Below are 18,301 nucleotides of genomic sequence, written 5' to 3' on the forward strand. Positions count from 1 at the left end.
TCGGGGTGTCGCGTGTGGCGTGTCGCGGGAGGGAAGCCGTTCATGAGTACTCCGCCGTTCCTGACCCTGCCCGGTTGTGCCCGGGCGGAGCGGGTGGTGACCGCGCGTGGGGAGTTCGCGGCGTTGCGGGCGGAGCCGGCCGGCCCGGTGCGCGGGTCGGCGCTGCTGGTGCCGGGGTTCACGGGCAGCAAGGAGGACTTCATCGCGCTGCTCGAGCCGCTCGCGGCGGCCGGGTACCGGGTGACGGCCGTGGACCAGCGGGGACAGTACGAGACCGGCGGGCCGGACGACGCGGCGGCGTACGCCGTGGACGCGCTGGGCGCCGACGTCCGGGCGCTGACCGGGGTGCTGGCGGCGGAGGGCGGGCCGGTGCACGTGCTCGGGCACTCCTTCGGCGGCCAGGTGGTCCGGGAGGCGGTGCTCGCGGCGGCCGCCGAGGGCCCGCTGCCGTGGCGTTCGCTGACCCTGCTCGCTACTGGCCCGGGGGCGATCGATCCGGCCGAGGCGGCCCGGACCAAACTGCTGCTGGATGTCCTGCCGGTCATGAGCCTGGAGGAGATCTGGCAGGTGATGCGGCAGATGGACGAGAGCAGCGGGGAGTCGAAGCCCGTCCCGGCACCGGCCGTCGCGGAGTTCCTGCACCGTCGCTGGGTGGCCAACGTGCCGCGGGCGCTGGCCGTCACCGGCGGGCACCTGGTGGCGGCGCCGGACCGGGTGGACGAGCTGGCCGCGGTGACCGCCGGGGCGCTGCCGGTGCTGGTGCTGTCCGGGGAGCGGGACTACGCCTGGCCGGTGCCGGAGCAGAGCGCCATGGCGGAGCGGCTGGGCGCCCGCCGGGTGGTCGTCGCGGGCGCGGGCCACTCCCCCAACGCCGAGCGGCCGGCCGCCACGGCCGAGGCGCTGGCCGCGTTCTGGGCCTGAGCGGCGCCCCGGGCGGCCACCTCCACCGAAGTGGTCTCTACCACTTCCGGAAGTTCGACCGGTCTCGGCGCAGGACAAAATTCGTTAGTTACGGTAATCTTTGATTCTGTCCGGGAATCATCGCCGGCCCGCACACGGGTGCCGATCAGCCGAAACCTGGACGTTACGGACGGGCAACGGCCCAGTAGCACCGCCACGACACCGTGGTTCACGAGGCATTGGACGCACCAGGCAAGCAGGGGGAGCCCTTGCCGCAGCAGACCGCCGCACGCACGACCCGCCCGGTCCGGCTTCAGCGCCGGATCCGCAAGACCCCGAAAGGGCTGATACCCACTCAGCCGCAATCGCCCCGCCCGTCGGGGCCCGGAAAGGAGACGCCCATGACCAAGCCCATGCGCTTCGAGATCCTCCGACTGGACGACGCCAACGGCTCCGCGACCGACCGCGTGATCGCCGACGCCGAAACCGTCCGCGAGCTCGTCCAGGACGCCGCCCGCACCGGCGAACGCCTGCTCATCCGCCCGTGCCCGACCGCCTGACCCGGCGCGGCGCCCCCGACCGGGAGGCCTCACCCGCCGCCGACGAGCCGGGAACGTCCGATCCGGACGTACCGATACCCGACTGACGCCCCGTCACCGCGATCGCCGATGACGGGGCGTCAGTGCGTCCGGCCCCGCCCCGGCCGCGCCCCCTGCCCCGACCCGGCCGCGTCCCCGGGACGTTTGCCACCACCCGCCACGGGACATCCCCCAACGGGGACCGCCCGCGCCGCACCCCCACCCGCGCCGGCCGGGCGTCCAGCACCGACAGGTGCCACCGAGCCGTCCGTACGGGTGATCGTCCTTGACGCGGCGGTCCGGAGGGAGGAGCGTTGTCGGCTATGAGGGGCGAGCCAAGCTGCCCGAGGTGCGCCGGTCGGGTCCGCGCCCCCGGTCTTTTTTCGGACACCTGGCAGTGCGACCGGCACGGAGCCGTGCAGCCGATGCAGCCGGTGCTACCCCCGAGCGTGGAAGCCCTGGGTGTCGCCGTCGCCCGCTCGCAGGTCCCCGTCTGGCTGCCCTGGCCGCTCCCGGTCGGCTGGCTCTACACCGGCATCGCCCACGTCGGCGACGACGTCTCGGGTGCCCGGGCCACCGCCGTCGCCTGCTCCGGGCCCGCCCCGCTCGGCGGCTTCGGCGAGCTGGTGCTGGTCGCCGAGGAGCTCGGAGTCGGGCTCGGCGCCCGCTACGCCGGCCTCCCGGGGCCGGACCCGGGCGACTCGGTCGGCCTCTACAAGCCCGCCGACGCCAAGCTGATGGCCGCCGGGCGGCCCACCCCGATGTTCCACGTCCCGGACGCCCCGGCCGACCGCGCGGTGTTCGTCGGCGAGGCCCGCGGGCTCTGGCTCTGGGCGATCGCCTGGCCCGAGCAGTCGGCCCTGGTGATGTACGACGAACTGGTGCTCACCGACCTGCGCGAGGCCGGCGCCGAACTGGAGCTGCTGCCCTGCGGGGCGCTCACCCCCCGTCTGCTCGGCTGACCGTCCGAACGGCCTATCCTGGGCGGCACCCACGCCCCCGGAGCCCCAGGAGTCCGCCCCGTGCGCATCGACCTGCACGCCCACAGCAACGCCTCCGACGGCACCGACACCCCGGCCGAGCTGGTCGCCGCGGCGGTCGCCGCCGGCCTCGACGTGGTCGCGCTGACCGACCACGACACCGTCGCCGGCCACGCCGAGGCCGCCGGGGCGGTGCACGCGCTGCCGGACGGCGCCCGGCTGACCGTCGTCCCGGGCGCCGAGCTGTCCTGCGTGGTGGACGGCATCAGCATGCACCTGCTGGCGTACCTGTTCGACCCGGCGGAGCCGGAGTTCGAGGCCGAGCGGGAACTGGTGCGCACCGACCGGTTCCGGCGCGGACGGGCGGTCGTCGAGCGCTGCCGGGAGCTCGGGGCGGACATCAGCTGGGAGCAGGTGCAGCGGATCGCCGGGGCCGGCTCGGTCGGGCGGCCGCACATCGCCAGCGCGCTGGTCGAGGCGGGCGTGGTGACCACCGTCTCGGACGCCTTCACCCGGGACTGGCTGGCCAACGGCGGCCGGGCGGACGTCCGCAAGCACGAGACCGACCCGGTGGAGGCGGTCCGGCTGGTCCGGGCGGCCGGCGGCGTGCCGGTGTTCGCCCACCCCGGCGCGGTCAAGCGCGGCCGGACGGTCTCGGACCAGGTGATCGCCGACCTCGCGGCGGCCGGGCTAGCCGCGCTGGAGGTCGACCACACCGACCACGACGAGGAGACCAGGCAGCGGCTGCGCGGTCTGGCGGGCGAGCTCGGCCTGCTGGTCACCGGCTCCAGCGACTACCACGGCAGCCGCAAGACCGTCCGGCTCGGCGAGCACACCACCGACCCGGAGGTGTACGAGGCGCTGCTGGCCCAGGCGACCGGGGCGAAGCCGATCGTGCGCTGACGGCGCGTGGGGTCGCGCTCCGGCGTACCGGAGTGCGGCGAGGCGTGTGGGCGGAGCCGTACGCCTCGCCGCAAGGGGCCTGCGCGGGACCGCAGCGTCAGTCGAGCTTGACGCCGCGCCGCTGCGGGTCGCGCAGGTCGGTGCCCTGGTTCAGCCAGCGCTCCTGGAGGGCCGCCGCGCCGTGCACCCGCTTCCAGCCCGCCTCGTTGGGCGTCATCGGCAGCAGCGGCAGGAAGCGCACCGGCTCGGCGGGCTCGGCCAGTTCCAGGTCCTCGACCAGGCCGCCCGGCTCGGCGGCCAGCACCGAGGTGAAGGGGGCGCCGTCCCAGAGCGGAGCGCCCAGGTCCAGCGAGCCGCCCGGGGCCACCACCAGGCCTTCGACCTGCGGCGTCGCGGCGAAGGTGGCGAGGCTGCGCAGCACGCCGTCGCGTCCGCCGCGCACCGTCAGCACCAGCTCGGCGCGCGGTCCGCGCAGCTGGTCGGCGACCAGCGCGGTCGGGTCGGCCATCGGGGCGGCGGACATCCCGAGCGTCGCGTAGCGGACCAGGCCCTCGGCGTCCGGGCCGAACCGCAGCACCTCGATCCGGTCGGTGCCGAGGAAGGTGACGGCGGCGCGTCCGCTCGGTTCGCCGAAGGTGGAGATCAGCCGGGCCTCGACGGCGGCCAGCACCGCCTCCCGGGTGAGTTCCGGGGAGTCGCCGCCGTGGGGGTCGCCGAAGGACGGGAAGTCGTGCGCCATGCCGGTGAGCGTAACCCGCGCGGCCGTGGCGTCCGCGCGGGGGCGTACGGGCGAAGGCCCGGGAAACCCCGGGGCGCCGATGCTCGGTCAGATGTTAGGGTGAGCGACTGGCCACCGGGATCGAACGTCTCGGGGCGGCGGCGCGAAGGAGGTGGTTGCGGTGGATACCGGCCGACCATGCAGTACCGGCAGCTCTGCCCGGCCCCGACTTCCCCGCACCCCTCGCCTCGCAGGCCGTAGCGGCTGATCCAGCCGTGTGGCCCGGGCGCGGGTCGGCGTCGGACGGACCGGCCGGGAGAGCACCCTCATCCCCTTCACCGGTGTTCCGCGCCGTCGCACCACGGCCATGCCCCGCGGCCCTTTCCGCGCCGCCGTGCGACGGCTCCTTCCCAGGGAGCCTGCCATGTCGATGATCAACAGCCTGCGTGCCGCCGTCCGCACCAACCGCCGCCGGGGCGCCGCCGGCCCGTACGACGCCGTGCCGGAGGGCAGCGGCTCGGCGGTCGTGGACTGCGCGGTCTACCAGCACGGTCGGCGCAACGGCGAGGCCTGCAGCCCGCGCGAGGCCGCCCGCCGGGTCAAGGCGGCGCACCAACTCCCGGATCCCGCAGGCTCGTTCAGCTGGATCGGGCTGCACGAGCCGACCGAGGCCGAGTTCGAGGGCATCGCCCAGCGCTTCGGCCTGCACCCGCTCGCGGTGGAGGACGCGGTGCACGCGCACCAGCGCCCCAAGGTGGAGCGCTACGACGACGTCCTGTTCGCCGTCTTCAAGACCATCCGCTACGTCGAGCACGACCAACTCACGCCCACCAGCGAGGTGGTGGAGACCGGCGAGCTGATGGTCTTCGCCGGGCGGGACTTCGTGATCACCGTGCGGCACGGCGGCCACGGCTCGCTGCAGGATCTGCGGCACCGGCTGGAGGCGGACGCGGACGAGGCCGGGCTGCTCGCCAAGGGCCCGGCCGCGGTGCTGCACGCGATCGCCGACCACGTGGTGGACAACTACCTGCTGGTCGCCGACCGGCTGCAGAACGACGTGGACGAGATCGAGTACGGCGTCTTCTCGGCCAAGGGCGCGCGCAGCGCGGACGTCGGCCGGGTCTACCAACTCAAGCGCGAGGTACTGGAGTTCAAGCGCGCGGTGGTGCCGCTGCTGCGCCCGATGCAGCAACTGTCCGAGCCGCTGCAACGGCTGGTGGACCCGGACATGCAGAAGTACTTCCGGGACGTCGCCGACCACCTGGCCCGGGTCACCGAGCAGGTGCACGGCTTCGACGAGCTGCTGAACTCGCTGCTGCAGGCGAACCTGGCGCAGGTGTCGGTGGCGCAGAACGAGGACATGCGCAAGATCACCGCCTGGGCGGCGATCTTCGCGGTGCCCACCATGATCACCGGCGTGTACGGCATGAACTTCGACTACATGCCCGAGCTGCACCACGCGTACGGCTATCCGATGGTGCTCGGCGCGATCACGCTGATCTGCATCGGGATGTACCGGGGCTTCCGCCGCAACGGCTGGCTGTAGGGCGCGTCCGGGCCCGCTACCCGCGCCCGCCGCGGGCGACCAGGACCAGGCCGAGCAGGATCAGCACCACCGCCGGATAGGCGGCCGCCGGGGGCCACTGGCCGAGCCAGAGGGCGGCGATCAGCGCCGCGCCCGGGGTCTCCAGCAGGATCGCGGTGGAGGTGAGCGACGGACCGAGGGTGCGCACCACCCGGTTGCTCAGCGAGTGCCCGAGCAGCTGTGCGGTGACCATCAGCAGCACGATCTGCCACCAGGCCCCGGCCGACCAGCCGGACAGCCGCGTCCCGGTGGCCAGGCAGATCGCCAGCAGGCCGACCGCCGTGGTGGTGTAGCAGACCAGCGTGTACCCGGTGGTGCTGACGGTCTTGCGGACCTCGGCGCCCAGCAGCATGTACCCGGCCGCGGCCAGGCCGGCGGCGAGGGCGAGCGCGTCGCCGAGCAGCGCGCGCGGGGACATCGAGAGGTCCACGCCGGTCAGCACCAGCACGCCGGCGAAGGCGACGATCGTGCCGATCCAGACCATCCGCGGCGCGCGGACGCCGAACAGGCGCATCAGCAGGATCGTCCACAGCGGGGTGGTGGTGACCAGGGCGGTGGCGGAGGCGACCGAGGTCATCCGCAGGCTGGGCATCCAGAGCGCGAAGTGCACCGCGAGCAGCGCCCCGGCGGCGATCGCGAGCAGCAGCGCCCGCCGGCCGATCCCGCGCAGTTCGGCGCGGTGGCGCAGCAGCGCGTACGGGCCGAGGGCGCCGACCGACATGACGTTGCGCCAGAAGGCGATGGCCAGCGCGGGCGCGGCGGTGGCGGAGATCAGCGGGCCGGAGAAGGAGATGCCGCCGATCGAGACGGCGAGCAGCAGCAGGTCGAGGGTGGGGAGCGGCTGCGCGGGCCGCGGGTCGGCGGCGGCGGTGGTGGGGGCGGGGGCGGTCGCGGGCCGGGCGGCGGGCACGGCGCTCCTTCGCTGGTCGCGGGGGTGGGGCGGTCATACGGTAAGGCCCATGGCTCGCCGATGGAACTGTCGCCCGGAGGCTGAGACGTCCGGTGGACGGCCGTGGACGGCCATGGGCGGCCGCGAACAGCCGTGGACGCCCGCGGGCATCCGGCGGACGGGCGCGGGCCGGAAAGCCGTACGCTGTCCGCCATGGACCGCAACTCCGCCGCCCCGACCGCCGACGACTTCCTCGACCAGGCCCTGCTGGAGGAGGCCGCGAAGAAGTCCGGGCTGCTCTGGGTGCGCGCGGACGGCGAGGCCGAGGCCCGCCCGCTCTGGCACGCCTGGCACGACGGCGCGGTGGTGGTGGTCGGCGGGGGCGCCGAGCAGCCGCTGCACGGCCTGACCGCGGGCGCCGGGGCGGTGATCACCGTACGCAGCAAGGACAAGGGCGGTCGGCTGACCGGCTGGAACGCCGAGGTCGTCGAGCTGGCGCCGCACGGCGAGGCCTGGCTGGGCGCCGTCGAGGAGCTCAAGGGCAAGCGGCTGAACGCACCCGACACCGATGCCATCGCCGAGCGCTGGGCGCGCGAGTGCCGGGTGCTGCGGCTGCGGCCGGTCGGGGCGCTGACCGAGCGGCCGGGCGCGATGCCGGACGGCTCGCACGCCGCCCAGCCGATGCCCACCCCGGCCACCACCCGCCGTCCGATCCCGGCCGGGCTGCCCAAACTGCTCTTCAAGCGCCGCTGAAGCCCGCCCGAAACGTCGGAGAGAATTGGCTCCGCGTACGCCCGCAGTCGCTGACGTGCCCCACCGGGCCTCGCGTACCCCGCACCGGTAGCCTTGGCCGAACGCGCGCCCCGGCGCACGTCGGACGGCCTCCAGCACGTCCAGCTAGTCCAGCACGTCCAGCGAGTCGAGCGAGTCGAGGGAGTCCATGGCAGGGCCAGGCACCCGGGTCTTCATCTCCCATCTCTCCGCCATCGCGGTCTTCGACCCGAACGGCGACCAGGTCGGGCGGGTCCGGGACGTCGTCGTCTCGCTGCGCCTGGGCGGCCGCCCGCCGCGGGTGCTGGGCCTGGTGGTCGAGGTCGTCGGCCGGCGCCGGATCTTCCTGCCGATGACCAGGGTGACCAGCCTGGAGTCCGGCCAGGTGCTCACCACCGGCCTGATCAACCTGCGCCGCTTCGAGCAGCGCCCGTCCGAGACCCTGGTGCTCGCCGAACTGCTGGACCGCACCGTCACCTGGACCAAGACCGGTGAGGACGTCACCGTGCTGGACGTCGGCATGGTGCAGACCCGGCTGCGCGAGTGGGAGGTCAGCAAGGTCTTCGTCCAGGTCGGCCGGGCCACCCGGCTGCGCAAGGGCAAGGGCGAGCGGCTGACCCTGGACTGGCAGGACGTCACCGGCTTCGCGCTGCCCGAGCAGGACCAGGGCGCGGCGAACCTGCTGGCCACCTTCGAACAGTTGCGCCCGGCCGACCTCGCCAGCGTGATGCACCACCTGTCCGCCAAGCGCCGCGCCGAGGTGGCCGCCGCGCTGCCCGACGAGCGGCTCGCGGACGTCCTGGAGGAGCTGCCCGAGGACGACCAGGTCGAGATCATCGGCAAGCTCCAGGAGGAGCGGGCGGCCGACGTCCTCGAGGCGATGGACCCGGACGACGCCGCCGACCTGCTCTCCGAGCTGCCCGGCGACGAGGCCGAGCGGCTGCTCGGGCTGATGGAGCCCGAGGAGGCCGCGCCGGTCCGCCGTCTGCTGTCCTACGAGGAGGACACCGCCGGCGGTCTGATGACCACCGAGCCGATCGTCCTGGAGCCGGACGCGACGGTCGCCGAGGCGCTGGCCCGGATCCGGATCCGCGACCACAAGCCCGCGCTGGCCGCCCAGGTGTACGTCTGCCGGCCGCCGAACGAGACCCCGACCGGCAAGTACCTGGGCGCGGTGCACTTCCAGCGGCTGCTGCGCGAGCCCCCGTACGTCCTGGTCGGCGAGCTGGTGGACGACGACCTGGACGCGCTGCCGCCGGACACCCCGCTGTCGCTGGTCACCAGCTACCTGGCGACGTACAACCTGGTGGCCGCCCCGGTCGTGGACGAGGCGGACCACCTGCTCGGCGCGGTGACCGTAGACGACGTGCTCGACCACCTGCTGCCCGAGGACTGGCGCGACGCCGCGCTGCACAACGGGGGCGACGACGGAGAGGAGCTGCACGGTGGACGGTGACCGCAACGGACGGCCGGGCGACTCCGCGCGCCGGCGCCTTCAGGGCGAACTGCGGGAGCTGCGCCAGCTGCGCGAACTGCGCACCCGCGAGGGCAGCAACCGGGACCGCCTGGAGACCTCCCCCATCACCGGCTCCAACCGCACCCGGCTCGACCAGCCGCGCACCGCCCGTCCCGGCCTGATCACGCTGCCGTCCTACGACCCCGAGGCCTTCGGCGTGCTGTCGGAGCGGATCGCCCGCTTCCTCGGCACCGGGCGGTTCATCGTCTGGATGACGGTGTTCGTCGTGGTCTGGATAGGGTGGAACACCCTGCTGCCGCCGGCCGCGCGCTTCGACGAGTACCCGTTCATCTTCCTGACCCTGGCGCTGTCGCTGCAGGCCTCGTACGCGGCGCCGCTGATCCTGCTGGCGCAGAACCGGCAGGACAACCGGGACCGGGTCAACATGGAGCAGGACCGGGCCCGCAGCGACCGCAACATCGCCGACACCGAGTACCTGGCCCGCGAGGTCGCGGCCCTGCGGCACGGGCTCGGCGAGGTGGCCACCCGCGCCTTCATCGCTTCCGAGCTGGGCAGCATCCGCTCCGAGCTGCAGTCGCTGCTCAAGGAGATCGACGAACGGCGGGACGCCTCCGAGCCCTTGTGACCGGCGGCACGCTACCGACCGGTTAAGCAGTTCGCCCGGCGCCGTACCATCAAGGCATGGCCAACGAGACAGAGGTCGCGGCCGGCGTCACGGAGGACTCCGTGCGCCAGGCGCTGGCGACCGTCAACGACCCGGAGATCAACCGCCCGATCACCGAGATCGGCATGGTGAAATCGGTCGAGATCGCCGAGGACGGCGCGGTGCGCGTCGCGGTCTACCTGACCGTCTCCGGCTGTCCGATGCGCGACACCATCGTCACCCGGGTCCGCGAGGCGGTCGGCAGGGTCGCCGGCGTGACCGGCGTCGAGGTCGAGCTCGACGTGATGAGCGACGAGCAGCGCAAGGAGCTCTCCCAGCTGCTGCGCGGCGGCGCCCCCGAGCGGGAGATCCCGTTCGCCAAGCCGGGCACGCTGACCCGCGTCTACGCCGTCGCCTCCGGCAAGGGCGGCGTCGGCAAGTCCTCGGTGACGGTCAACCTGGCGGCCGCGATGGCCGCGGACGGGCTGAAGGTCGCCGTCGTGGACGCCGACATCTACGGCCACAGCGTGCCGCGCATGCTGGGCGTCGAGGGCCGGCCGACCCAGGTCCAGGACATGATCATGCCGCCGCAGGCGAACGGCGTGAAGGTCATCTCGATCGGCATGTTCACCCCGGGCAACGCCCCGGTGGTCTGGCGCGGCCCGATGCTGCACCGCGCGCTGCAGCAGTTCCTCGCCGACGTGTGGTGGGGCGACCTGGACGTGCTGCTGCTGGACCTGCCGCCCGGCACCGGCGACATCGCGATCTCGGTGGCCCAGCTGGTCCCCAACGCGGAGATCCTGATCGTCACCACCCCGCAGATGGCCGCCGCCGAGGTGGCCGAGCGGGCCGGCACCATCGCGGTGCAGACCCACCAGAAGATCGTCGGCGTGATCGAGAACATGTCCGGCATGCCGTGCCCGCACTGCGACGAGATGATCGACGTGTTCGGCACCGGCGGCGGCCAGACCGTCGCGGACGCGCTCACCCGCACCGTCGGTGCGACCGTGCCGGTGCTCGGCTCGATCCCGATCGACGTCCGGCTGCGCGAGGGCGGCGACGACGGCCGCCCGGTCGTGCTCGCCGCCCCCGACTCCCCGGCCGGCGCCGCCCTGCGCGCCGTGGCCGGCAAGCTCGGCGGCCGCCAGCGCGGCCTGTCCGGGATGTCGCTCGGGCTGACGCCCAAGAACAAGTTCTGAGAGCTGGACCCCTCCCCGAGCCCCTTTGGCCGGCGAGCGGGCGAACACCCGCCCCGAGCCCCCTTTGGCCGGCGAGCGGGCGAACACCCGCCCCGAGCCCCTTTGGCCGGCGAGCGGGCGAACAACGGGGCCGGGTGGTGCGGGACACCACCCGGCCCTCGTCGTCCGTCGGGCCCTACGGCCGGGTGTAGCTGCCCAGGTCCGGAACGGTCGAGAAGCCGACGCCGTAGGCGCTGACGCCCCGTCCGAAGGCTCCGAGCAGCACCCCGGGGGCCTCGCCCGCGAGCACCCAGCCGTACTCGGACTCGCGGTAGCGGAAGGGCTGCGGCAGCCCGTTGACCGGCAGGCTCAGAGTGGACCAGCCGGGGCCGGCCAGGTCGTCGGCGAGGTCCCAGGCGAGGTTGCTCTGCTGGTCCAGCCAGTCCTGGCGCAGCGCCCGGTCCAGCTGGCCGGGCCAGGTCGCGGCGAGCAGGCCGGAGCCGGCCAGCCAGGCGGCGGAGGAGACGGAGGTCGCCTCCAGCGTGCCGGTGTTGTCGGCGCTGCGGCGGCTGTCCCGGCGGGCCATGGTGACCACGACGGCGAACTTCCGCACGTCGCGCGGCTCGAACTGCTTGGCCGGCTCGTCGCCGTGGCCGAGGGTGCCGTAGTCGACGCCGGCCGAGCCGCCGCGGGGGCCGCCGGCGCCGGCCTGCATCAGGAAGCGGCGGCCGGTCCAGCCGTCGTCCAGGCCGTACCAGGGGAAGTCGGCGGACAGGTAGGGCAGCAGGGGGTCCGCCGGGCCGGCCTGCCCGCCGACCACCGGGCCGCCGGCCGTGGCCGTCGCCCCTCCCGCCTGACTCGTCGCGTCCATCCCCGGGCCTCCTCAACCGCACGTGTGCCTGCCGTGGCGCGCTCCCATGGTGGCGCACCTCGGCGTTCCCGGGGGCCGTTCCTGGTCCGCGCGGACGCGGATGTGACGGACGGCTCAGCGGGAACAATCAGCACAATAGCGGCGCGCACGCCACCGCCCCGCTCAGCCGGGCGGCCGGGCGGGGCGGTGGCGTCGGGTCCACGCGTCGTGCGCTCAGGTGGCGTCGGGGTCGAACGGGGGCCGCTCGCCGGGCTGCAGCGGGGCGCCGGTGGAGGCGGGCGCCGGGGCCGGCTTGTCGAAACCCACGCTGCCCGCGCGGCCGTTGACCGCCACCGCGGGCTTGTCGTCCAGGACGGAGCGGATGTCGAGCGACTCCTTCATGTCCTTCAGGCCCAGCGGGTCCTGCTGGTCGCCCATGAGCTGCTTGCGGACGAAGGTCTTGGGGTTGAGGTCCTCGAACTCGAAGTCCTTGAACTCCGGGCCCAGCTCGCTGCGGATGTCCTCCTTCGCGTTGTCGGCGAAGGAACGGACCTTCCGGATGAAGCTCATGGTGTCCTGGATCAGCTTCGGCAGCTTGTCGGGGCCGAAGATGATGATCGCCATCACGATCAGGGTCAGGATCTCCAGCCCGCCTACATCGCTGAACAACCTTTGCTCCCTAGCTCGTCGGACGACGGTTCCTACAGGGTAATGGCCACCGGCGGGTCCATGGTCCACAGCGGGATGAAGCCGTGGTAAAGACCAGCCGGTGGCCGGGCGGGGAAGGGATCGCTAGGGGAGCTGCTGGCGCAGGGCCGCGATGTTTCCCGGGAAGCGCTCGGGGGACGACGACGGGTTCGAGTCCCGGGTGGCGGCCACCGGGCGGGCCGGGAAGTCCACCGGGACCTGCGCGGTCATCGGGACCAGGCCGGTGCGGTCGCTGGTGCCGCTGCCGCCGACCGGGCTGACCGTGGTGCCGTGCTGCTCCTCGCCCTGGGTGAGGCCGCCGACGCCGCCGAGGGTCACCGCGGCGACCGAGAAGGCACCCGCGGCGGCGAACACCAGCCGGCGCCCGCGCGCCGCCGGGGGGCGGGCACCGGCCACGGCGGGCTGCGGCCGGGCGGCGGGCTCGGGGCGGGTGGTGCGCCGCCCCATCAGCGGTCGCAGCACCGAACCGCGGCCGAAGGCGCGCGGGTCGACCCCGGGCACCGGGGTGTCGGCGCCGAGCGCGCCCGCGCCGAAGGAGGCGCCGGCGCCGCGGCCGAAGGAGCCGCCGGTGAGCCGGCTGCCGCCGAAGGTGCCGGCGGCGGGGATCCCGCCGCCGGGCAGGTCGTCGTCGTCGCGGCCGCGCCGGGGCGGCCGGCCGGCGTCCGCCGGGGCGTCCTCCGGCAGGTTGCCGACGGCCATCAGCCGGGCCATCAGCGCGGAGGAGGGGCCGGGGTTGCCGGTGCGGGTCAGCAGGTGCTTGACGGACCGGCCCTCGTCGGCCTCGGCCTTGCACTGCGGGCAGGTCGCCAGGTGGGCCAGGACCCGCTCGCGGGAGTCGTGGCCGAGTTCGCCGTCCAGGAAGGCGGACAGCCGGTCGCCGAGGTGGTGCTCCTCGACCGCGGGTTCGGCGGGCCGTACGGGCACCGCGCGCAGTGCCGTGTCGGCGGGCAGCGGGAGGGCGGGCAGCACGGGGTGACCGGGTTCGTCGCTCGCCGGATCCCCGGCGCCGCGACGGCCCGGCAGCGCCCAGCTCCGCCAGGTCGAGGACCGTTCGGACGCATCCGAACGGTCCGGACCGGACCGGCTGGTTCCGCTCACGATCGCCTCCGTCCGCGCCCGCCCGGTGCGGCCGCGACCTCGGCGACGGCGCCGACCGGCACCGGCTCCTCCGAGCCGCCGCGGCGCTCGCGGCCCGGCGCCGAGCCGGGGGCGCGGTGCTTGAGCGCGGCGCGCAGGTGGGAGCGGCCGCGGTGGATGCGGCTGCGGACGGTGCCGAGCTTGACGCCCAGCGTGGCGGCGATCTCCTCGTAGGACAGGCCCTCGATGTCGCAGAGCACCACGGCGGCGCGGAACTCCGGGGCGAGGGTGTCCAGGGCCTGCTGCACGTCGGCGTCGAAGTGGGTGTCGCTGAAGTGCTGGGCCGGGCTCGGCTCGCGCGAGGCGAGCCGCTCGGCCGCGTCCTCGCCGAGCGCGTCGAAGCGGATGCGCTGGCGGCGGCGGACCATGTCCAGGAACAGGTTGGTGGTGATCCGGTGCAGCCAGCCCTCGAACGTGCCGGGGGTGTAGGTGGACAGCGAACGGAACACCCGGACGAAGACCTCCTGGGTGAGGTCCTCGGCGTCGTGCTGGTTGCCCGTCAGCCGGTAGGCGAGGCGGTAGACGCGGGCGCTGTGGGCCTCGACGATCTCCTCCCAGGTGGGGGGAGTCCAGGTCTGCGCGTCGGGACCCTCGGCGAAGGTCGCGAGGACAGGGGCCTCGGTGGTGCCGGCGGCCGACGTCTCGGCGGCGGGCTGGTCCAGGTCGGAGTGCGCAGGCTGGTTCATCACGGGCTTCGGCGTACGGGCCGACGCGGTGCCGCGGGGGTGCCGCCGCACGGGAACGTCGCCCTCGGCCACACCTCCTCGGTCGGCTCTTCTGCCCAGCAGGGCCACCACCATATCCACCTCACCCGTCAAGCCCGGATAAAAGTGCCCGGGAGGTCTTGCGCACCCGTCGCCAGTGACAACGGCCCGCCGCCGTACGCGGTTCCCCCCCGGCCAGTAATCTGTGGCAGGAAATATCGACATCCCCCGGCACCGGGCCGCCACCCGGGGCTCCGAAAGAGGCAGCCATCAGCGAGTTCGGGCCCGCGCGCGCGGCCCTCGCCGACACCTACGTGGGCGAGGACGCGGTGCTGACCTACGCCCGGGCGCAGTCCGCGCGCACCGGCATACGGGCCATCGGGCCGAGCGGCGGGGCGTGCCTGCGGCTGCTGGCCGCGGCGCTGGACGCCAAGGCGGTGGCCGAGATCGGCACCGGCACCGGGGTGTCCGGGGTCTACCTGCTGCGCGGGATGCGGCCGGACGGCGTGCTCACCACGGTGGACTCGGAGCCGGTGCGCCAGCAGCTGGCCCGCGAGGCCTACCAGGCGGCCGGGTTCGCGGCCAACCGCTCGCGGTTCATACCGGGGCGGGCGCTGGAGGTGCTCCCCCGGCTCGCCGACGGCCAGTACGACCTGGTGTTCTGCGACGGGGACCCGGCCGAGTCGCGCGAGTACCTGCTGGAGTCGCTGCGGCTGCTGCGGCCGGGCGGGATGGTCTGCTTCGAGGGGGTCTTCCAGGAGGGCCGCCTCGCCGAGCCGGAGCTGCAGGACCCGCAGACCGGCGCCGTCCGGGACCTGGTCCGGGACGTGCGGGAGAGCGAGGCGCTGCTGCCCGCGCTGCTGCCCGTCTCGGACGGGCTGCTCTGCGCCGTCAAACGGTAGTCCCGGGCCCCGGAGAGCGCGCGGGCCCGGGCCGACATGACGTCGTACCCGGGCCCGGCAGTACGTCTCCAGGAGACGGCGGCACCCGCTGCGGTCAGCCGGTGACCTTCATCAGGGCATCGCCCAGGGCTTCGGCCTCGTCAGGCGTGAGCTCCACCACGAGGCGTCCGCCGCCTTCGAGCGGAACGCGCATGATGATGCCCCGCCCCTCTTTGGTGACTTCGAGCGGGCCGTCACCCGTCCGCGGCTTCATGGCCGCCATGCTCGTTCCCCTTCCTGCAACCGCTCAGCTACGCACCGGCAGTCCGTCCACCGCCGGTATCGAACGCATTGATCGGAAGCCATTATCCCGCATGCCACGGCCTGATGACCAACATCACTCTCGGTGCAACCACGGCCGGACCGGCCGCAACCGCCGCAATTGCCGTCATAAGCCCCGGCGTGGCGGCGTCACCGCTACCGCCGGAAGGTGCGATACCTCACACTCCCCAGCCCGCCCCGCGCTCCGGCATCCTGGCACCACCACCCACGCGACGATCGTTTAGGGAGCCCTCGCCGATGTCGGATTCCGTGCTGTACGAGCTGGACGGCGGCCTGGCCGTCATCACCATCAACCGCCCGGAGGCGATGAACGCCCTGGACGTCGCCACCAAGGTGGCGCTGCGCGACACCGTGATCGAGGCGGCCGGGGACCCGGCGGTGCGGGCGGTGCTGCTGACCGGCGCGGGCGAGCGGGCGTTCTGCGTCGGGCAGGACCTGAACGAGCACCTGGCGATGCTGAAGCGGTTCGAGGAGACCGGCGAGGGCGCGCTGCGGACCGTCGCCGAGCACTACAACCCGCTGACCCGCGCGCTGGCCGGGATGCGCAAGCCGACCGTCGCCGCGGTCGGCGGGGTGGCGGCCGGCGCGGGCGCCTCGCTCGCCTTCGCCTGCGACTTCCGGATCCTCTCCGACCGGGCCGGCTTCAACACCGCCTTCACCGGGATCGGCCTGACCGCCGACTCCGGCGCGTCCTGGACGCTGCCCCGGTTGGTCGGGCACGCCAAGGCCACCGAGTTGCTGATGCTGCCCCGGACGGTCAAGGCCGCCGAGGCGATGGAGCTGGGCCTGGCCACCAAGGTCGTGCCGGCCGACGAACTCGCCGCCACCGCGCGGGTCTTCGCCCGCGAGCTGGCCGAGGGCCCGACGGTGGCCTACGGCGCCGTCAAGGAGTCGCTGGCGTACGGCGCTTCGCACTCGCTGGACGAACTGCTCGACAAGGAGGACGAGCTGCAGACCCTGGCCGGGGAGAGCGAGGACCACCGGATCGCGGTGCGCGCCTTCATCGCCAAGGAGAAGCCGAAGTACGTCGGACGCTGACGTCCACCTACCGCTCGGGGCCGCCGGTGCGGACGTGGCAGTCCGCCAGGTGGTCGTCGACCAGGCCGCAGGCCTGCATCAGGGCGTAGGCGGTGGTCGGGCCGACGAAGCGGAAGCCCGCCTTCTTCAGCGCCTTCGCCAGCGCCGTCGACTCGGGGGTGACGGCCGGCACCTCGTCCAGTGTGCGGGGGGTCGGCCGGTCCGGGTCGGCGGCGAACTGCCAGATCAGCGCGTCCAGGCCGCCGTCCAGGTCGCGGGCGGCCCTGGCGTTGGCGATCGCCGCCTCGATCTTGGCCCGGTTGCGGATGATGCCGGTGTCGGCGAGCAGCCGCTCCTTGTCGGCCTCGCCGAACTCGGCGACCTTGCCGATCTCGAAGCCGGCGAACGCGGCCCGGAAGCCCTCCCGGCGGCGCAGGATGGTCAGCCAGGACAGGCCGGACTGGAAGGCCTCCAGGCAGACCCGCTCGAACAGCGCGTCGTCGCCGTGCACCGGGCGGCCCCACTCGGTGTCGTGGTAGACCCGGTAGTCGTCGGTGGAGTCGCCCCAGCCGCAGCGGCGCAGGCCGTCCGCGCCGAGGACCGCTCCGTCGGGGGTCACTGGTCCTTCACCGGCTTCGCGTCCTCGGGGGCCGGCTCCTCGGCGAGCGTGACCGCCGGCTCGACCACCTGGGCGAAGGACTCCAGGCCGGGCAGCGGCTCGGCGGCCGGGTCGGGGGCGGTGGTGGCCTCGACCGCACCGCGCAGGTGGGCGGCGGCCTCCAGTTCGGCGATCCGCGAGTCGCGGTAGGCGAGTTCGGCGCCGAGGCGGTCCAGGACGTCGTCCACCTCGTCCATCCGGTAGCCGCGCACGGCCATCGGCAGCCGCAGGTCGTCGACGTCCGTCTTGTTCAGCGGGCGGTCCTGCGGCAGCCGCGCGGCGATGCGGTCCGGCACCGCCTCCGGCATCGAGCCGCCCCCGCCGAGCGCCACCAGCGCGGCGCCGCCGACCACCACGGCCATGGCGACCACGATCACCCAGAACACGAGCTGTCCTCCCGAACTCCCGGTCGGCCTCCTCCGAGGTGCCAGGGAACCGGGCTGATCATGACAGCATGGTCCTGGTGAGGCCGGGGGCCATCATCGCACCCGTAGGAGCTGTGGAGGAGACATCGGTGGCACTGCGCCTGGGACCGCGGGAATTCGGTGACGACGAGCTGGTGATCATGGCGATCGTGAACCGGACTCCGGACTCGTTCTTCGACAAGGGCGCGACCTTCGCCGACGAGGCCGCGTTCGCCGCCGCCGACCGCGCGATGGCCGAGGGCGCGGCGATCCTGGACATCGGCGGGGTGAAGGCCGGTCCGGGCGACGAGGTCACGGTCGAGGAGGAGCTGCGGCGCACCGTGCCCTTCGTGGCCGAGCTGCGCAAGCGCCACCCCGACGCGGTGATCAGCGTGGACACCTGGCGGCACGAGGTCGGCGAGGCGGTCTGCGAGGTGGGCGCGGACCTGCTGAACGACGCCTGGGGCGGGGTGGACCCGAAGCTCGCCGAGGTGGCCGCCCGCTACGACGCCGGGCTGGTCTGCACCCACGCGGGCGGCGCCGAGCCGCGCACCCGGCCGCACCGGGTCGGGTACGAGGACGTGATGGCGGACATCCTGCGGGTCACCGTGGGGCTCGCCGAGCGGGCGGTGGAGCTGGGCGTCCGCCGGGACGCGGTGATCATCGACCCGGGACACGACTTCGGCAAGAACACCCGGCACTCGCTGGAGGCCACCCGGCGGCTGCCGGAGATGACCGCGACCGGCTTCCCGGTGCTGGTCTCGCTCTCCAACAAGGACTTCGTCGGCGAGACCCTGGACCGGCCGGTGAACGAGCGGCTGCTCGGCACCCTGGCCACCACCGCGGTCTCGGCCTGGCTGGGGGCCCGGGTCTACCGGGTGCACCAGGTCGAGGAGACCCGCCAGGTGCTGGACATGGTCGCCTCGATCCGGGGCACCCGCCCCCCGGCGGTCGCCCGCCGGGGGCTGGCGTAGCGGC

The 18,301-nt window shown here is 74.1% G+C and carries 21 protein-coding genes; 12 read left to right on the forward strand and 9 right to left on the reverse strand.

Features of this window, described 5'->3' with window-relative positions:
- Nucleotides 1–42: 42 nt before the first annotated feature.
- The 4 genes from O1G21_RS15755 to O1G21_RS15770 all read left to right on the forward strand — a co-directional run bounded on the left by O1G21_RS15755 (nt 43) and on the right by O1G21_RS15770 (nt 3,361).
- Nucleotides 43–921 carry an alpha/beta fold hydrolase gene (locus O1G21_RS15755; protein ID WP_270144348.1) on the forward strand — a complete coding sequence of 293 codons (879 nt, stop codon included), beginning with the start codon at nt 43–45 and terminating at the stop codon, nt 919–921.
- 380 nt (nt 922–1,301) lie between these two features.
- Nucleotides 1,302–1,460, forward strand: coding sequence for a hypothetical protein (locus tag O1G21_RS15760; RefSeq protein ID WP_270151502.1), 159 nt, complete (start codon nt 1,302–1,304; stop codon nt 1,458–1,460).
- Nucleotides 1,461–1,801: 341 nt separating this feature from the next.
- The gene (locus tag O1G21_RS15765; protein WP_270144350.1) at nt 1,802–2,440 is read left to right on the forward strand and encodes a DUF6758 family protein; all 639 of its coding nucleotides are present in this window, start codon (nt 1,802–1,804) and stop codon (nt 2,438–2,440) included.
- A 60-nt stretch (nt 2,441–2,500) separates the two neighbouring features.
- On the forward strand, nt 2,501–3,361 hold the full coding sequence (locus tag O1G21_RS15770; RefSeq protein ID WP_270144353.1) for a PHP domain-containing protein: 861 nt from the start codon (nt 2,501–2,503) through the stop codon (nt 3,359–3,361).
- 97 nt (nt 3,362–3,458) lie between these two features.
- On the opposite strand, the gene O1G21_RS15775 is transcribed toward O1G21_RS15770, so the two are convergent.
- A complete protein-coding gene (locus tag O1G21_RS15775; RefSeq protein ID WP_270144355.1) occupies nt 3,459–4,100 on the reverse strand; it encodes a suppressor of fused domain protein in 642 nt (213 codons plus the stop codon).
- A 403-nt stretch (nt 4,101–4,503) separates the two neighbouring features.
- On the opposite strand from O1G21_RS15775, the gene O1G21_RS15780 reads away from it, so the two are divergent.
- Nucleotides 4,504–5,625, forward strand: coding sequence for a magnesium and cobalt transport protein CorA (locus O1G21_RS15780; protein ID WP_270144357.1), 1,122 nt, complete (start codon nt 4,504–4,506; stop codon nt 5,623–5,625).
- Nucleotides 5,626–5,641: 16 nt separating this feature from the next.
- Here O1G21_RS15780 and O1G21_RS15785 read toward each other — a convergent pair whose 3' ends face one another.
- Complete coding sequence (locus O1G21_RS15785; protein WP_270144359.1) at nt 5,642–6,574, reverse strand: DMT family transporter; 933 nt, start codon at nt 6,572–6,574, stop codon at nt 5,642–5,644.
- A gap of 192 nt (nt 6,575–6,766) precedes the next feature.
- On the opposite strand from O1G21_RS15785, the gene O1G21_RS15790 reads away from it, so the two are divergent.
- From O1G21_RS15790 to O1G21_RS15805, 4 genes are all read left to right on the forward strand, one after another.
- Nucleotides 6,767–7,306 (forward strand): hypothetical protein, encoded by a 540-nt coding sequence (locus O1G21_RS15790; RefSeq protein WP_270144360.1) that lies wholly within the window; start codon nt 6,767–6,769, stop codon nt 7,304–7,306.
- 187 nt (nt 7,307–7,493) lie between these two features.
- Nucleotides 7,494–8,780: a magnesium transporter MgtE N-terminal domain-containing protein gene (locus O1G21_RS15795; RefSeq protein WP_270144363.1), complete on the forward strand. Its 1,287-nt coding sequence runs from the start codon at nt 7,494–7,496 to the stop codon at nt 8,778–8,780.
- 49 nt (nt 8,781–8,829) lie between these two features.
- On the forward strand, nt 8,830–9,426 hold the full coding sequence (locus tag O1G21_RS15800; RefSeq protein ID WP_405000808.1) for a DUF1003 domain-containing protein: 597 nt from the start codon (nt 8,830–8,832) through the stop codon (nt 9,424–9,426).
- A 56-nt stretch (nt 9,427–9,482) separates the two neighbouring features.
- A complete protein-coding gene (locus O1G21_RS15805; protein WP_270144365.1) occupies nt 9,483–10,643 on the forward strand; it encodes an Mrp/NBP35 family ATP-binding protein in 1,161 nt (386 codons plus the stop codon).
- Between the two features lie 175 nt (nt 10,644–10,818).
- On the opposite strand, the gene O1G21_RS15810 is transcribed toward O1G21_RS15805, so the two are convergent.
- The 4 genes from O1G21_RS15810 to sigE form a co-directional block, all read right to left on the reverse strand.
- On the reverse strand, nt 10,819–11,493 hold the full coding sequence (locus O1G21_RS15810; RefSeq protein WP_270144366.1) for a hypothetical protein: 675 nt from the start codon (nt 11,491–11,493) through the stop codon (nt 10,819–10,821).
- Nucleotides 11,494–11,706: 213 nt separating this feature from the next.
- Nucleotides 11,707–12,141: a sec-independent translocase gene (locus O1G21_RS15815; protein ID WP_270144367.1), complete on the reverse strand. Its 435-nt coding sequence runs from the start codon at nt 12,139–12,141 to the stop codon at nt 11,707–11,709.
- A gap of 123 nt (nt 12,142–12,264) precedes the next feature.
- Nucleotides 12,265–13,278 (reverse strand): anti-sigma factor family protein, encoded by a 1,014-nt coding sequence (locus O1G21_RS15820; protein WP_270144368.1) that lies wholly within the window; start codon nt 13,276–13,278, stop codon nt 12,265–12,267.
- Entirely contained in the window at nt 13,275–14,003 is a 729-nt protein-coding gene (gene sigE, locus O1G21_RS15825; protein ID WP_405000809.1) for an RNA polymerase sigma factor SigE, read from the reverse strand. Before sigE ends, O1G21_RS15820 begins: the two co-directional genes overlap by 4 nt.
- Before the next feature lie 287 nt (nt 14,004–14,290).
- On the opposite strand from sigE, the gene O1G21_RS15830 reads away from it, so the two are divergent.
- Nucleotides 14,291–14,923, forward strand: a complete 633-nt coding sequence (locus O1G21_RS15830; RefSeq protein WP_207809516.1) for an O-methyltransferase — start codon at nt 14,291–14,293, stop codon at nt 14,921–14,923.
- A 94-nt stretch (nt 14,924–15,017) separates the two neighbouring features.
- Here the strand turns inward: O1G21_RS15830 and O1G21_RS15835 are convergent, their stop codons facing one another.
- Entirely contained in the window at nt 15,018–15,185 is a 168-nt protein-coding gene (locus tag O1G21_RS15835) for a DUF3117 domain-containing protein (RefSeq protein ID WP_270144370.1), read from the reverse strand.
- A gap of 296 nt (nt 15,186–15,481) precedes the next feature.
- Here O1G21_RS15835 and O1G21_RS15840 point away from each other — a divergent pair, with 296 nt between their 5' ends.
- A complete protein-coding gene (locus tag O1G21_RS15840; protein ID WP_270144372.1) occupies nt 15,482–16,282 on the forward strand; it encodes an enoyl-CoA hydratase-related protein in 801 nt (266 codons plus the stop codon).
- A gap of 7 nt (nt 16,283–16,289) precedes the next feature.
- Here the strand turns inward: O1G21_RS15840 and O1G21_RS15845 are convergent, their stop codons facing one another.
- On the reverse strand, nt 16,290–16,880 hold the full coding sequence (locus tag O1G21_RS15845; protein WP_270144375.1) for a DNA-3-methyladenine glycosylase I: 591 nt from the start codon (nt 16,878–16,880) through the stop codon (nt 16,290–16,292).
- Nucleotides 16,877–17,305, reverse strand: coding sequence for a DivIVA domain-containing protein (locus O1G21_RS15850; RefSeq protein ID WP_270144377.1), 429 nt, complete (start codon nt 17,303–17,305; stop codon nt 16,877–16,879). The genes O1G21_RS15845 and O1G21_RS15850 overlap by 4 nt, the downstream gene beginning before the upstream one ends.
- A gap of 179 nt (nt 17,306–17,484) precedes the next feature.
- Between O1G21_RS15850 and folP the strand changes: the two genes are divergently transcribed.
- Complete coding sequence (folP, locus tag O1G21_RS15855) at nt 17,485–18,297, forward strand: dihydropteroate synthase (RefSeq protein ID WP_270151021.1); 813 nt, start codon at nt 17,485–17,487, stop codon at nt 18,295–18,297.
- Nucleotides 18,298–18,301: the final 4 nt, after the last annotated feature.

The sequence above is a fragment of the Kitasatospora cathayae genome, assembly GCF_027627435.1.
GTDB classification, from domain to species: domain Bacteria; phylum Actinomycetota; class Actinomycetes; order Streptomycetales; family Streptomycetaceae; genus Kitasatospora; species Kitasatospora cathayae.

Bases quoted from the DNA above. Each gene is read 5' to 3' on its own strand.
- O1G21_RS15755 (WP_270144348.1), top strand. From the start codon at position 43: ATGAGTACTCCGCCGTTCCTGACCCTGCCCGGTTGTGCCCGGGCGGAG.
- O1G21_RS15760 (WP_270151502.1), top strand. From the start codon at position 1,302: ATGACCAAGCCCATGCGCTTCGAGATCCTCCGACTGGACGACGCCAAC.
- O1G21_RS15765 (WP_270144350.1), top strand. From the start codon at position 1,802: ATGAGGGGCGAGCCAAGCTGCCCGAGGTGCGCCGGTCGGGTCCGCGCC.
- O1G21_RS15775 (WP_270144355.1), bottom strand. From the start codon at position 4,100: ATGGCGCACGACTTCCCGTCCTTCGGCGACCCCCACGGCGGCGACTCC.
- O1G21_RS15780 (WP_270144357.1), top strand. From the start codon at position 4,504: ATGTCGATGATCAACAGCCTGCGTGCCGCCGTCCGCACCAACCGCCGC.
- O1G21_RS15790 (WP_270144360.1), top strand. From the start codon at position 6,767: ATGGACCGCAACTCCGCCGCCCCGACCGCCGACGACTTCCTCGACCAG.
- O1G21_RS15795 (WP_270144363.1), top strand. From the start codon at position 7,494: ATGGCAGGGCCAGGCACCCGGGTCTTCATCTCCCATCTCTCCGCCATC.
- O1G21_RS15805 (WP_270144365.1), top strand. From the start codon at position 9,483: ATGGCCAACGAGACAGAGGTCGCGGCCGGCGTCACGGAGGACTCCGTG.
- O1G21_RS15810 (WP_270144366.1), bottom strand. From the start codon at position 11,493: ATGGACGCGACGAGTCAGGCGGGAGGGGCGACGGCCACGGCCGGCGGC.
- sigE (WP_405000809.1), bottom strand. From the start codon at position 14,003: ATGAACCAGCCTGCGCACTCCGACCTGGACCAGCCCGCCGCCGAGACG.
- O1G21_RS15835 (WP_270144370.1), bottom strand. From the start codon at position 15,185: ATGGCGGCCATGAAGCCGCGGACGGGTGACGGCCCGCTCGAAGTCACC.
- O1G21_RS15840 (WP_270144372.1), top strand. From the start codon at position 15,482: ATGTCGGATTCCGTGCTGTACGAGCTGGACGGCGGCCTGGCCGTCATC.
- folP (WP_270151021.1), top strand. From the start codon at position 17,485: ATGGCGATCGTGAACCGGACTCCGGACTCGTTCTTCGACAAGGGCGCG.